Below are 14,827 nucleotides of genomic sequence, written 5' to 3' on the forward strand. Positions count from 1 at the left end.
ATTGCATGAGGCTGCGAACAACGTGGTCCTGATGGTGTGGGTGTCGAATTCACACCGCTAAAGCAAACACCTGGTGCCCGGGGAGGGACACTGCCTGATGAAGAAGCCGCGCGTGACCGCTGCGACAAGCGGGCCGGACGGACTGGCGCCAGCCAGCGATGTTGCGGCGATTGTCGCGGGCACGCATGGTGATCCGTTCTCGATTCTTGGCGTGCATGAGATCGGCAAAAGCCTGTTTGCCCGCTGCTTCGTTCCGCATGCCGAGTCCGTCACCGCCTACACGCTGACCGGTATCAAGGCCGGCGAATTGTTCAGGCGCGACGATGCCGGTTTCTTCGAAGGCACGCTGTCGATAAAAAAACGCCAGCCGCTGCGTTATCACGCCAGGAATGCCGGCGGCGACTGGTGGCTGACCGATCCCTATTCTTTCGGTCCCGTGCTCGGCCCGATGGACGACTACTATATCGCCGAGGGGTCGCATTTGAGGCTTTTCGACAAACTCGGCGCCCATGTCATCGAGCACGAAGGCGCTACCGGTGTGCATTTCGCCGTCTGGGCTCCCAATGCGAGGCGTGTCTCGGTGGTCGGCGATTTCAACGACTGGGACGGCCGCAGGCATTCGATGCGTGACCGTCGCGACACCGGCATATGGGAAGTGTTCATTCCCGATATCGGCGCCGGCCGGCCGTACAAATACGAGATCATCGGCCCTGACGGCGTCAGGCTGCCGCTGAAGGCCGATCCGTTCGCTTTCAAGTCCGAACTGCGGCCGGCAACGGCGTCGGTGACCGCGGTGTCGTCGTCGCATCCGTGGGGCGACGAGGCGCACCGCAGTTTCTGGCGCAATGCCGATCCCCGGCGCGAGGCCATTTCGATCTACGAGGTCCATGCCGGCTCCTGGCAGCTTCGCGACGACGGTACCTTCCTATCGTGGGATGAACTCGCCGACCGGCTGATCCCCTATGTGGTCGAGACCGGCTTCACCCACATCGAGTTCATGCCGATCTCCGAACATCCCTATGATCCGTCCTGGGGCTATCAGACCACGGGACTCTACGCGCCGTCGGCTCGCTTTGGCGATCCCGATGGCTTTGCCCGCTTCGTCGACGGCGCCCACCGCGCCGGCATCGGCGTCATTCTCGACTGGGTTCCAGCGCATTTCCCGGTCGACGAGCACGGCCTGGCTCAGTTCGACGGCACCGCGCTCTATGAACATGCCGACCCGCGCAAGGGTTTTCATCCCGACTGGAACACCGCGATCTACAATTTCGGCCGCCGCGAGGTGGTGTCGTTCCTGGTCAACAATGCGCTGTTCTGGGCCGAGAAATATCATGTCGATGGGTTGCGCGTCGACGCGGTCGCCTCGATGCTCTACCTCGACTATTCGCGCAACGCGGGCGAATGGATCCCCAACGAGAAGGGCGGCCGCGAGAATCTCGAGGCGGTCAGCTTCCTCCAGAAGATGAACAAGGAGGTCTACGGCCACCATCCGGGTGTGATGACCATCGCCGAGGAATCGACCTCATGGCCCAAGGTCTCGGCACCGGTTCACGAAGGCGGGCTGGGCTTCGGCTTCAAGTGGAACATGGGTTTCATGCACGACACGCTGGAGTATTTCTCCAAGGAGCCGATTTTCCGCAAGCACCATCACAACGACCTGACCTTCGGGCTGGTCTATGCTTTTTCAGAGAATTTCGTGCTGCCGCTCTCGCATGACGAGGTCGTGCACGGCAAAGGTACGCTGCTAAGCAAAATGGCCGGCGACGACTGGCAGAAATTCGCGACATTGCGTGCCTATTACGGCTTCATGTGGGGTTATCCCGGCAAGAAGCTGCTGTTCATGGGGCAGGAGTTCGCGCAGCGCCGCGAATGGAGCGAGGCGCGCGCGCTCGACTGGAACCTGCTTGATTTCCGGCCGCATCGCGGCGTCTGGCAAGTGGTGCGCGACCTCAACTATCTCTATCGTTCGCGCCCGGCGCTGCACGGCCGCGACTGCGAGCCGGAAGGGTTTTCCTGGCTGATCGTCGACGATAGCCAAAACTCGGTTTTTGCCTGGCTGCGCAGCGCTCCGGGCGGCAGTCCGGTGGCCGTCATCTCCAATTTTACGCCGGTGCCGCGCGACAATTATCGCGTGCCGTTGCCGAGCGCCGGCACGTGGCGCGAGATCATCAACACCGACGCTTCCGAATATGGCGGTTCCGGCAAGGGCAATGGCGGCGCCGTCGAGGCGCGGGCAGAAGGCGAGAGCATCTTTGCAACGATGCTTTTGCCGCCGCTGTCGACGATCATGCTTGAACTCGTTGCCGGCTGAGCCATGTCGGGATTGAGTAAATTGGGAGGGTAGAAATGGCAGACTTGAAACGGACCCAGCCACTGGCGCGCGATGCCATGGCCTATGTGTTGGCCGGCGGCCGCGGCAGCCGCCTCAAGGAACTGACCGACCGGCGCGCCAAGCCAGCCGTCTACTTCGGCGGCAAGACACGCATCATCGATTTCGCGCTCTCCAACGCGCTCAACTCCGGCATTCGCCGCCTTGGCGTCGCCACCCAGTACAAGGCGCATTCGCTGATCCGCCATCTGCAGCGCGGCTGGAACTTCCTGCGGCCCGAGCGAAACGAGAGCTTCGATATCCTGCCGGCCAGCCAGCGCGTGTCGGAAACGCAGTGGTACGAGGGTACGGCGGACGCCGTCTACCAGAACATCGACATCATCGAGGCCTATGGCCCCGAATACATGGTGATCCTGGCCGGCGACCACGTCTACAAGATGGATTATGAGCTGATGCTGCGCCAGCACGTCGATGCCGGCGCGGACGTCACGGTCGGCTGCCTTGAAGTGCCGCGCATGGAAGCGACCGGCTTCGGCGTCATGCATGTCGACGCCAAGGACAATATCATCGCCTTCGTCGAAAAACCCGCCGATCCGCCCGGCATTCCCGACAAGCCGGAGTTTGCTTTGGCTTCCATGGGCATCTACGTGTTCAGGACCAAGTTCCTGATGGAGCAGCTGCGCCGCGATGCCGCCGAACCGGGCTCGAGTCGCGACTTCGGCAAGGACATCATCCCATACATCGTCCAGCATGGGAAGGCGATCGCCCACCGCTTCGCCAAGTCCTGCGTGCGTTCCACCGCCGAGAACGAGGCCTATTGGCGCGACGTCGGCACGGTAGACGCCTATTGGGAAGCCAATATCGATCTGACCGACGTGACGCCGGAGTTGGATCTCTACGATCGCGATTGGCCGATCTGGACTTATGCCGAGCTCAAGCCGCCGGCGAAGTTCGTCCATGACGAGGACGGCCGGCGCGGTTCGGCCATCTCCTCGCTGGTCTCGGGCGATTGCATCGTCTCCGGTGCGTCGCTGAGGAAGAGCCTGATCTTCACCGGCGCGCGGATCAATTCCTATTCGGCGCTGGAAGAGGTCGTCATGCTGCCCGACGTCCATGTCGGCCGGAACGCAAAGTTGAAGCGCGTCGTCATCGACCACGGTGTAAGGATACCGGAAGGGCTGGTGGTCGGCGAGGATCCCGTGCTCGACGCCAAGCGCTTCCGCGTTTCGGAAAAAGGCATCTGCCTGGTCACGCAGGACATGATCAACAAGCTGTCACTTTAGGGTGTTTCGTGCATGCCGTTGTCCCAAAACCACTACACTTTTGGGCGACATGCACTAGGAGCGGATCGTTAAGCGCATGCAGGTTCTTTCGGCCACGCCCGAGATTTTTCCGCTGATCAAGACCGGTGGGCTTGCCGACGTGACCGGGGCGCTGCCCATCGCGCTCGCCGCCAAGGGCGTGACCATGCGCACGCTCATTCCAGGCTTTCCCGCGGTGATGGACGCCTTCAAGAAAAAGAAGGCGGTTTACCAGTATCCGCTGCTTCAGGGCGGCAAGGCCTCGGTCCATTCCGTCCAACTTGCCGGGCTCGATCTCTTCGTGCTCGACGCGCCGCATCTTTTCGACCGCCCCGGCGGTCCCTACGGCAATGCCTTGGGTGCGGACTGGCCGGACAATTGGCGGCGCTTCGCGGCGCTGAGCCGGGTTGGCGGCGATATCGCCGGCGGAGCCATCTCCGGCTATCTTCCCGACATCGTTCATGCCCATGACTGGCAGTCGGCCATGACGCTTGCCTATATGCGCTACGGCAAGGCGGTCGGCACGCCGTCGATGATGACGGTCCACAATCTCGCCTTCCAGGGCCAGTTCGGCGCCGGCATTTTCGCCGAACTCGGCTTGCCCGCGGCAGCCATGGCGCTTGACGGCGTCGAATATTATGGCGGCGTCGGCTTCCTCAAGGCCGGCCTCCAGGCCGCCTGGGCAATCACCACAGTGAGCCCGACCTATGCGCAAGAGATCCGTTCGCCCGAATTCGGCATGGGTCTCGATGGCCTCATCAATATGCGCTCCAGCGATCTCCATGGCATCGTCAACGGCATCGACACCGGCATCTGGGATCCGGAAACGGACAAGCATCTGCTGTCGAACTACACGGCCGCAACACTGAAAGCGCGCGCGCCCAACAGGGCCGCCGTCGAGGACCGCTTCGGCCTAGACCGCGACGAGAGCCCTATCGTCTGCGTCGTCAGCCGCCTCACGTGGCAAAAGGGCATGGACATCCTGGCGACGGTCGTCGACGGTATCGTCGCGACGGGCGCGCGGCTGGCCATCCTTGGCTCCGGCGATGCCGGCCTCGAAGGCGCGCTGCTTGCCGCCGCCGCGCGCCACCGCGGCCGCATCGGCGTCGTCATCGGCTATGACGAGGGGCTGTCCCACATCATGCAAGGCGGCTGCGACGCCATCGTCATTCCGTCGCGCTTCGAACCTTGCGGGCTGACGCAGCTTTATGGGCTGCGCTACGGCTGCGTGCCGGTGGTTGCCCGCACCGGCGGCCTCGCCGACACCATCATCGACGCCAACGAGGCCGCAATGGCGGCAGGTGTGGCGACCGGCTTTCAGTTTGCGCCGAACGATGGCGGTGCGCTTATCCACGCCATTCGCCGCCTTGCCGACGCGTTCGCCCGTCCCGCGACCTTCGAAACCATCCAGTGCCAGGGCATGAAGTCCGACGTGTCATGGGATCGAAGCGCGGAAAAATATGTCGAACTTTATCGCCTGCTGCTTTCGAAAAGGGTTTCTTGAAGCATGATACGGACCGTTCCCACCAAACCCTATTCCGATCAGAAGCCTGGCACGTCGGGCCTGCGCAAGAAGGTGCCTGTGTTTCAGCAGGAGCACTATGCCGAGAACTTCATTCAGTCGATCTTCGACGCGCTCGACGGGTTCAAGGGCAAGACCCTGGTGATCGGCGGCGACGGCCGCTTCTACAATCGCGAGGTTATCCAGAAGGCCATCGCCATCGCCGCCGCCAACGGCTTCGGCAAGGTGATGGTCGGGCAGGGCGGCATCCTGTCGACGCCGGCCGCCTCGCATGTCATCCGCAAATACAAGACCTTCGGCGGCATCATCCTCTCCGCCAGCCACAATCCGGGCGGCCCGCATGAGGATTTCGGCATCAAGTACAATGCCGGCAATGGCGGTCCGGCGCCGGAAAAGCTGACCGATGCGATCTTCGCCAGGACCAAGGCGATTTCGAGCTTCAAGACCGCCGACATCGATCCGATCGACATCGACACGATCGGCACCGTCAAGGCCGGCGGCATGACCGTCGAGATCATCGACCCGGTTGCCGACTATGCCGAACTGATGGAAAGCCTGTTCGATTTCGACGCGCTGCGCAAGCTGTTCAAGTCTGGCTTCCGCATGCGCTTCGACGCCATGCATGCGGTGACCGGTCCCTACGCCAAGGAGATTCTCGAACACCGGCTTGGCGCGCCCAACGGCACCTGCCGCAATTTCAAGCCGCTGCCGGATTTCGGCGGCCATCACCCGGACCCCAATCTCGTCCATGCCAAACATCTCTATGATGAGATGATGGGGCCGGACGCGCCGGATTTCGGCGCCGCATCCGATGGCGACGGCGACCGCAATTTGATCATCGGCAAGGGCATTTTCGTCACTCCGTCGGATTCTGTCGCCATGCTTGCCGCCAACGCCCGCCTGGCGCCGGGCTACAAGGACGGGCTGAAAGGCATTGCCCGCTCGATGCCGACCAGCGGCGCGGCCGATCGCGTCGCCGAAAAACTCGGCATCGGCATCTATGAGACGCCGACCGGCTGGAAGTTCTTCGGCAATCTGCTCGACGCCGATATGGCGACGATCTGCGGCGAGGAAAGCGCCGGCACCGGCTCCAACCATGTCCGCGAAAAGGACGGCCTTTGGGCGGTGCTTTTGTGGCTCAATATCCTTGCCGCGCGCGGCGAAAGCTGCAAGCAGATCGTCACCGAGCATTGGGCGGCCTACGGACGCAACTATTATTCGCGCCACGACTATGAAGAGGTCGAGAGCGACCGCGCCAACGCGCTGGTCGATGAACTGCGCGCCAGGCTCGGCTCGCTGCCGGGCACCGGCGTGCGCGGCATGACGATCGCCAGCGCCGACGACTTCGCCTATCGCGATCCGGTCGATGGTTCGGTGAGCGAGCATCAAGGCATCCGGGTGCTGTTCGAAGGCGGCTCGCGTGTCGTCTTCCGGCTCTCCGGCACAGGCACCTCGGGCGCGACCTTGCGCGTCTACATCGAGCGCTACGAGCCGGACAAGGCGAGGCACGATCTCGATACGCAGGCAGCACTCGCCGATCTCATTGCTGCCGCCGATGACATAGCCGGGATAAAGAGCCACACCGGCCGCGACAAGCCGAGCGTGATTACTTGAGCGTGGTGGCGGCTTCACTCTCCCCCTTGTGGGGAGGGTCGATCCGCGAAGCGGATCGGGGTGCTCGTAAAGCGCTTTTCCTGCGGCGCACCGCACCCCGCTCACGTCGTTCGCGACCCTCCCAACAAGCGGGAGGGTGGAGGACGAGCCCATGAACCAGCTCGGCGCCATCATCACCCCCGAAGGCATCCGCTTTGCCGCCTGGTCGTCGTCGGCCCGTCGCCTCTGGGTCTCGATCTTCGACGAGCAGGGAAGCCGTGAGTTCGAGCGGCTGGAGTTGCAGCCGGAAGGCAACGGCGTCCATGCCCTCTTCGTGCCAGGCCTTGCCGCCGGCGCCCGATACGGTTTTCGTGCCGATGGCGACTATGCGCCCGAGCGCGGGTTGTGGTTCGACCCCGACAAGCTGCTGACCGATCCCTACGCCGTCGAAATCGATAGGCCCTACGCGCATGACTGGCGGCTGGCCCAGCGCCGGGGCGAGGGGGCCGATACCGCTCCCTTGATGCCGAAGGCGATTGCCGCCACCCTAAAACCGGCAAAGGCTGCGCCGCCGCTTTTTCAGCCCGGTGGTCTGATTTACGAAGTGCCGGTGCGTGCCTTCACCTTGCTGCATCCGGATATCCCGGAAAAATTGCGCGGTACGGTCGCAGCGCTAGCTCACCCGGCTATCATCGAGCACCTGAAAAAACTCGGGGTCTCCGCCGTCGAATTGATGCCGGTGACGGCATCGATAGATGAACGGCATTTGCCACCCCTCGGGCTGCGCAACGCCTGGGGCTACAATCCCGTCACCTTCATGGCGCTCGACCCGCGTCTCGCGCCGGGCGGGATCATGGAATTGCGGGCTACGGTCGCCGCGCTGCGCGAGGCTGGCATTGGCGTTATTCTCGATCTCGTCTTCAACCACACCGGTGAGAGCGACGGGCTTGGCCCGACGCTGTCGCTGCGTGGTTTCGACAACCAGGCCTACTACCGGCACATGTCGGACAACAGGCTCGTCAACGATACCGGGACGGGCAATACTCTTGCCTGCGACCATCCCGTGGTTCGGGAAATGGTCCTCGATACGCTCCGCCATTTCATTCTCAATACCGGCGTCGACGGTTTTCGTTTCGACCTGGCGCCGGTCCTCGGCCGGATTGACGGAACATTCGATGCCGATGCGCCATTGCTGAAGGCGATGCGCACGGATGCGCTGCTGGCCGACCGCGTATTGGTCGCGGAGCCTTGGGACATCGGTGTGGACGGCTACCAGCTTGGTAATTTCCCGCCGCCCTTCCTCGAATGGAACGACAAATACCGCGACGATGTCAGGCGCTTCTGGCGTGGCGATGCAGGCATGATCGGCGCGCTGGCGACCCGGCTTGCCGGATCCTCGGACATTTTCGATAGAGCCGGCCAGCCGACCAGCCGTACGGTCAATTTCATTGCAGCCCATGACGGCATGACGCTTGCCGACATCGTGCGCTATGAGCGCAAGCATAACGACGCCAATGCTGAGCAGAACCGCGACGGCCACAATGAGAACCTGTCGTGGAATAACGGCGTGGAAGGTGAGGCGGGCGACCCGGCCGTGGCATTGGCTCGCCTCAACGACCAGCAGACGCTGCTTGCCACGCTGTTCGCCTCGCGCGGCACCATAATGCTTACGGCCGGCGATGAATTCGGCCGCACCCAGCAAGGCAACAACAATGCCTACGCGCAGGACAACGCGATCACCTGGCTCGACTGGGCAGGCCGTGACGAGGCGCTGGAGCGGTACGTTGGGATGCTCTCCGCACTGCGCCGTACTTTCCCTGCGCTGTCGGACACGCATTTCCTGACCGGGAAGGCCACCGATCTTTCAGGCATCCCCGATGTCGCCTGGCTGACGGAAACCGGAGCGCCGCTCGGCCAGTCCGATTGGAGTGAGCTCTCGCGGCACCGCCTCGTCATGCTGCTTGGCGACAGCAGCGGAGTGGCCGGCCGCCTTGCCGTGATGATCAATGGCGATCGCCGGCAATGCGTGTTCGCGCTGCCGTCGCGGGATGGCTTTCAATGGCATCAGGCGATCGAGACGCAGCCGATCGACCTTGCGCGCCCGTTGCCGGGCCGCAGCGTGAACTTCATGATTGAGCGCCGGGCCGGAAAGGCCAGCGCCGGGAAGGGTTCGTGATGGCTGACAACGCCGAATGGTGGCGCGGCTGTGTCATCTATCAGGTCTATCCACGATCCTTCCAGGACTCGACCGGCGACGGCAGCGGCGATCTCAAGGGCATCACATCTCGGCTAGGCCACATCGCCGCGCTCGGCGTCGACGCCGTCTGGCTGTCGCCCTTCTTCAAGTCTCCGATGGCCGATATGGGCTACGATGTGTCGGACTACCGTGCCGTCGATCCGATGTTCGGCACGTTGGAGGATTTCGATGCGCTTGTCGCCGAGGCCCATCGCCTTGGCCTGAAAATCATCATCGACCAGGTGCTGTCGCATTCATCCGACCAGCACGAATGGTTCGTCGAAAGCCGAGCCAGCCGCGACAATCCCAAGGCCGACTGGTACGTCTGGGCCGACACCAAGCCCGATGGCAACGCGCCCAACAACTGGCTGTCCGTCTTCGGGGGCCCGGCCTGGGAGTGGGATTCGACCCGCCGGCAATACTACATGCACAATTTCCTCGCCTCGCAGCCGGACCTGAATTTTCACAATCCGGACGTCCAGGATGCGCTTCTGGATACGGTGCGCTTCTGGCTGGACCGTGGCGTCGACGGTTTCCGGCTCGATACGGTCAACTACTATGTCCACGACCGCTGGCTGCGCAGCAATCCACCCTTGGCGTCGAGCGTCGCCGGGACCAACAGCGAGACCAATACCTACCTCTACCAGGAGCATCTGTTCGACAAAACACAGCCGGAGAACCTGGCGTTCCTCCAGCGCTTCAGGGCGCTGCTCGACGAGTATGAGGGCCGCGCTGCCGTCGGCGAGATCGGCGATGAAGGCCGCTCGTTGCAGACGCTGGCCGCCTACACCTCTGGCGCCGACAGACTGCATATGTGCTACACTTTCGACCTGCTTGGTCCGCAGTTTTCGGCGGCCCATGTGCGGGGCTGCGTCGAGGCGTTTGAAAATGCGGTCACCGATGGCTGGGTCTGTTGGGCGTTTTCCAACCATGACGTGGTGCGCCATGTCAGCCGCTGGACGCGACCGGGCGGCGATCCCGACGCGGTCGCCAAATTCTCGATCATGCTGCTCTCCTGCCTGCGCGGCTCGATCTGCCTCTACCAGGCCGAGGAGCTCGGCTTGCAGGAGGCGGAACTTGCCTATGAGGACCTGCGCGATCCGGTCGGCATCCGCTTCTGGCCCGGTGTGAAGGGAAGGGATGGCTGCCGCACGCCCATGGTCTGGGAAGCAGGCGCCGACAATGCAGGTTTCTCCACCGGCAAAACCTGGCTGCCGGTGCCGGAAAGCCACCGCGCTCGCGCGGTCGATGTACAGAGCGGCGATGAATCGGTACTTTCCGCCTACCGTTCGGCGCTCGCTTTGCGCAAGCGGCATCCGGCGCTGGTCGGAGGTTCGATCCGCTTTCTCGACGCCGAAGGCGACGTACTGGCCTTTGTCCGCGAGGAGGGCGGCGAAAGACTGCTCTGCGTCTTCAACTTCTCCGGAGAGCCGGCGAATTGGCCGGTGCCGCGGGATATCGTAGGGGTTGCGAAACTTGGCGGCGATGCCTCGCCCCACAGGGAGGACGAGCTTTCGCTGCCGGCACTCGGGTGCTTTCTTGGACGGCTTGCCTAATTCAGCGCGGCGTCGGCCACCTTACTGAACAAGTACGGAACGCCCGCAAATTGCGCCGGTGACCCGGACGTCGGCTTCCCCGAGGCGCACGCCGAGCGTTGCGAGCAGGTCGGCAAGCAACGTGTCGACCGGAGCCGCCACGCCGTTCAGAAGCGCCACCACTGGAGGCTTCACAAATCCCAGAAGGCTGTCCAGATTCAGCGGCAGACCCAGCAAATTCGCCGTCAGCGACAGATCGCTGACCAGCGACGTGGTCAACGATTGGGTAAAATTTTGCGTGTAAGCGGTCCTTATCGTCTTGGCATCGATATCGGCCTTGTTGAAAGTCAGCGTCGTCGGCGTGTTGTTGGCCATGTCAAACGCCGCTGAGCCCACCACGGACAGCAGCGGGATGAGCAGAAGTTTCACGCCCGCGATTTCGGTGTTGGAAAACGTCTCCTTCTTGGTGAAATCGGCGAAGCCGGCGCTGCTGCTGTCGCCGAGATGCCCTTCCACGATACCGGGACGTGTAGCGATGCTGACCTTGATACTGTCCGGGCCTGTCGGACAACTTATGTCGGTGAGCTTGGCCTCGGCATAGGCGACTTCGACATGCAGGGGCAGGCTGACCGACACCAGGGTAATGCCGCCCCCGATACTGCTGTTGCCGCCTCCGATCTTCACCACCAGCTTGATGCGGGTCTGGGCCGTCCGCACAATGGTGCCGACTTCTCCGACTGCCAGCCATGGCGAGGATTGCGGCGGTTCGCCGACGGCGATGGCGAGCGTGGTCGACAGCACTCCCGGTATGCCGGTGCTGAGACCGAGGTCGATCTGCTTCGAACCGTTTGCCAGTCCGGCGGCGGCCATCAGCATTCCCATCGCGCTAGCGTCGACGCCGAGGCCGGCTGGCCTTTGCCCGAGGCCGAGACTGCCGGCGGAACCGAGATCGATGAGATGGCTGAGCGGAATCTTGACCGTGCTGGTCGATTTGGTCGCGATGGTTTGCAAGGCGACTTTTGCCGTATTGCCGAGGCCGGGCACGTTAGCCATTGCGGTGGCGATCTGGCCGACGGTCGCCTTGGATGCCAGCACATCCGAATATGATACTCCGGTCAAGCTCAGTTGGACGGCCAGGGCGTCCACGAACGAAAATACGCTCACATCCGCGGCGATCAGCGAGTTGTAGTCCATGACGCTGAGCGAGATGTTGCTGCCGAGAAGACCATTCAGCAAAGCGTTGAGAATGCCGCCATTGACGCTGGCCAGCCTCGACCCGACCGAGAACGTTGCCTCCGGCGTCATGCTGGCGGTGGCCTCGGTGCCGATGATGGGAGAAGGGATAAGCGAACTCGCGAAATAACGCGCCGGAATCTTCTTCAGGGTGACATGGACGGCGTTGTAGGGTGTTACGCCAGCCTGGAAGCGTTGGCTGACATTGGCGGTTGATGTTGCGTATCGCCCGGGCGTAACCGACACGACGGTCTTTCCGACGGCTGGAGCGATCGTCTGTCCCGAACTCTGAACGACAACACCTGGCATCCCGTTGTCGGTGAGGGTGGTCACCACCGCGGTTTGAATTTTGGTGATGTTCGAGGCCGCGGTGATCGCCGCCAGGTCCACCATCGCCTGGGCTTCGCGGCGCTCGCCGTAGATCGAGGCTTCGTCGATGGCTACCGCGGCCAACGCCAACGCGACCGGCGCGCTCAATGCCGTCATGACGGCGAAGTTCGCCTTCCTGTCATCCAGCATCAGCCGAGCAAGCCGGCCGATCCTCTTGCGCCCGCGCAGCAACATTCAGATGCCCCCAACTCTTATCGTCGACTGGCGCTTGATCGTGGTCCCCGGCATGGCTATGCCTGGAAAAAGGTTCCAGATCGGCAGGTTGCGGGCATCGTACTGGATGGCCACCACGAACTGGCTTCCGTCGGCCGCACTGTCGTTGGCCTGATAGGTCAATTTGCTGGCGTCGACGAAGGGATATCCGCCGGCATTGTTGCTGACGAAACTCGCCACGAGCGTCTGCCGCTCGGTCTGATTCAATCCGGCGATGGCAGTCCGGGCTGCATCGGCAGCGATCTGCTGGATCGAATTGGCGGCGCCGAAGTATATACCGTATGCAACCATGCCGAGCAAAATTAGAATGAAGAGTGGTGAGAGCAGGGCGAATTCAACGGCGGAAGTTGCACGTTCTTCTCTGAATTTATTCAAAATTTCGCAAAATATCGATAATTTACTTGCTCTGCTACTCATGACTATCACGCATCTGAGAAGGAACTATATAGAAGCCGATTGTAATGTAACTGTTGGTTGCTTAAAAACGCATTAACACATCCCGACGGACCGACGCGGCCGCAAACTCCCCGAGAGAAATCGCGTGGAGGTGAGGAAACCAAGTCAAGCTTATGGTTTCGGCTGGTGTTTTCATCGCCGTGGCACAGCTTTCGTGCCGCCTTACTTTGGGTGACCCAGAGAGTCTGTTGAAATAAAAATTCTCCGCGTTAGTGTCTGGACACCAGCCGCAGGAAGGGAACCGGCGGCGCGCTCAAAGGGGCCAGAAATCGGTTCCGGGGCGTCAACACTTAAAGGCGTGCCGACGGCAGCGCCGACAGGGAGAACTTCATGCTGAAAAATATGCTGAAGGCGACGGTATTCGCCACGACCATGGCGGTAGCCGCCGGCACATTCTATACGCCGGCTTTCGCCGAGACCGTCTACAACCGAGGCACCGCCGCCGAATCGGAATCGGTCGACCCGCACAAGACCTCGACGGTTTATGAGGCCAATGTCTTGCGCGACCTGTTCCAGGGCCTGGTCATGCAGGATGAGAAGGCCAACGTCATTCCAGGCGCCGCCGAGAGCTGGACGGTTTCGGATGACGGCACCGTCTATACGTTCAAGCTTCGCAAGGACGGCATGTGGTCGGATGGCAGCCCGGTGACGGCAGATGACTTCGTCTACTCTTTCCACCGGCTGGAGGATCCGGCGACCGGCGCCGAATATGCTTCCATGCTCTATCCCGTGAAGAACGCCGAGGAAGTCAACACCAAGAAGGGCAAGCCGGAGGACATGGGCGTCAAGGCGATTGACGCAAATACCCTGGAGATCACGCTCAAGGCGCCGACACCCTACTTCCTGGAGATGCTGACCCACCAGGCGACCTACCCGGTCAGCAAGGCCTCCATCGAAAAGCTCGGCGCCGATTGGATCAAGCCCGGCAATCTGGTGTCCAACGGCGCCTATTCGCTTGCCGAATGGGTTCCCAACGACCACATGAAACTGGTCAAGAATCCGAAATTCTGGGATGCCGCGAGCGTCAAGTTCGACGTGGTCAACTACATTCCGACCGAAGATCGCTCGTCTGCGATGAAGCGCTTCGAGGCTGGCGAACTCGACAGCTACGACGATCTGCCGACAGAACAGCTCGCCGACCTGAAGACCAAGTTTGGCGACCAGATCCACGTCGGACCGTATCTCGGCACCTATTATTACGCGATCAAGACCGACAAGGCGCCTTGGGACAATGTCGAGCTGCGCAATGCCATCTCGATGGCGATCGACCGTGACTTCATTGCCGAAAAGGTCTGGCAGAACTCGATGCTGCCCGGCTATTCGATGGTGCCTCCCGGCATCGAGGGCTACACGCCGGCACTGGCCAAATATGCCGACATGCCTCAGATCGACCGCGAGGACGCCGCCAAGAAGATCCTCGAGAAACTCGGCTATACGCCCGAGCATCCATTGAAGATGGAGATCCGCTACAACACTTCGGAAAACCACAAGAACACCGCGGTCGCCATCCAGGAACAGTTGAAGCCGCTTGGCGTTGACGTCACGCTGCTCAATACCGACACCAAGACCCACTACTCCTTCCTCGAGCAGAAGGGCGATTATGACGTCGCGCGTGCCGCCTGGATCGCCGACTACAAGGATCCGGAGACCTTCCTCGGCATCACGCGCAAGGCCAGCGGCAACAACTATTCGAACTACAACAGCCCGAAATACGAAGAGGCCATGGACAAGGCAGCCGCCGCCGGCGGCAAGCCCGAAGAGCGCATGAAGGACCTCGCTGAAGCCGAGCGCATCCTCATCGACGACGTTGGCCAGATTCCGCTTCTCTATTACAGCTACCACGATATCGTCTCCTCGAAGCTGCATGGCTTCGTCGACAATGTGATGGACGTGCATCCGTCCCGCTTCATCAGCAAGGACTGATCCCTGGCCGGGCCACCGCGCATCGAAATGCGCGGTGGCTTGCCGTCGCATCGGACCCCGTGAATCGGATCGATTTTCGGAAAGCCCGATGCGAAG

Annotated in this window: 9 protein-coding genes; 7 read left to right on the forward strand and 2 right to left on the reverse strand. The window is 62.0% G+C overall.

Annotation, left to right across the window (positions count from 1 at the left end; all coding sequences use genetic code 11):
- Positions 1–97 precede the first annotated feature (97 nt).
- From glgB to bglA, 6 genes are all read left to right on the forward strand, one after another.
- The gene (gene glgB, locus NKI49_RS08640; protein ID WP_352599459.1) at positions 98–2,311 is read left to right on the forward strand and encodes a 1,4-alpha-glucan branching protein GlgB; all 2,214 of its coding nucleotides are present in this window, start codon (positions 98–100) and stop codon (positions 2,309–2,311) included.
- Positions 2,312–2,346: 35 nt separating this feature from the next.
- A complete protein-coding gene (gene glgC, locus NKI49_RS08645; protein WP_027022864.1) occupies positions 2,347–3,612 on the forward strand; it encodes a glucose-1-phosphate adenylyltransferase in 1,266 nt (421 codons plus the stop codon).
- A gap of 76 nt (positions 3,613–3,688) precedes the next feature.
- Positions 3,689–5,134, forward strand: coding sequence for a glycogen synthase GlgA (gene glgA / locus NKI49_RS08650; RefSeq protein WP_352695608.1), 1,446 nt, complete (start codon positions 3,689–3,691; stop codon positions 5,132–5,134).
- A 3-nt stretch (positions 5,135–5,137) separates the two neighbouring features.
- Positions 5,138–6,766 carry an alpha-D-glucose phosphate-specific phosphoglucomutase gene (locus NKI49_RS08655; RefSeq protein ID WP_352599464.1) on the forward strand — a complete coding sequence of 543 codons (1,629 nt, stop codon included), beginning with the start codon at positions 5,138–5,140 and terminating at the stop codon, positions 6,764–6,766.
- 151 nt (positions 6,767–6,917) lie between these two features.
- On the forward strand, positions 6,918–8,921 hold the full coding sequence (gene glgX / locus NKI49_RS08660; protein WP_352599466.1) for a glycogen debranching protein GlgX: 2,004 nt from the start codon (positions 6,918–6,920) through the stop codon (positions 8,919–8,921).
- Complete coding sequence (gene bglA, locus NKI49_RS08665) at positions 8,921–10,537, forward strand: beta-galactosidase BglA (RefSeq protein ID WP_352599468.1); 1,617 nt, start codon at positions 8,921–8,923, stop codon at positions 10,535–10,537. Before glgX ends, bglA begins: the two co-directional genes overlap by 1 nt.
- Before the next feature lie 21 nt (positions 10,538–10,558).
- Here the strand turns inward: bglA and NKI49_RS08670 are convergent, their stop codons facing one another.
- On the reverse strand, positions 10,559–12,313 hold the full coding sequence (locus NKI49_RS08670; RefSeq protein ID WP_352599470.1) for a Tad domain-containing protein: 1,755 nt from the start codon (positions 12,311–12,313) through the stop codon (positions 10,559–10,561).
- A complete protein-coding gene (locus tag NKI49_RS08675) occupies positions 12,314–12,769 on the reverse strand; it encodes a TadE family protein (RefSeq protein WP_352599472.1) in 456 nt (151 codons plus the stop codon).
- Positions 12,770–13,138: 369 nt separating this feature from the next.
- Between NKI49_RS08675 and NKI49_RS08680 the strand changes: the two genes are divergently transcribed.
- The gene (locus tag NKI49_RS08680) at positions 13,139–14,731 is read left to right on the forward strand and encodes a peptide ABC transporter substrate-binding protein (protein ID WP_352599474.1); all 1,593 of its coding nucleotides are present in this window, start codon (positions 13,139–13,141) and stop codon (positions 14,729–14,731) included.
- The last annotated feature ends 96 nt before the right edge of the window (positions 14,732–14,827 follow it).

This window comes from Mesorhizobium sp. M0587 (assembly GCF_040320945.1).
Lineage (GTDB): Bacteria > Pseudomonadota > Alphaproteobacteria > Rhizobiales > Rhizobiaceae > Mesorhizobium.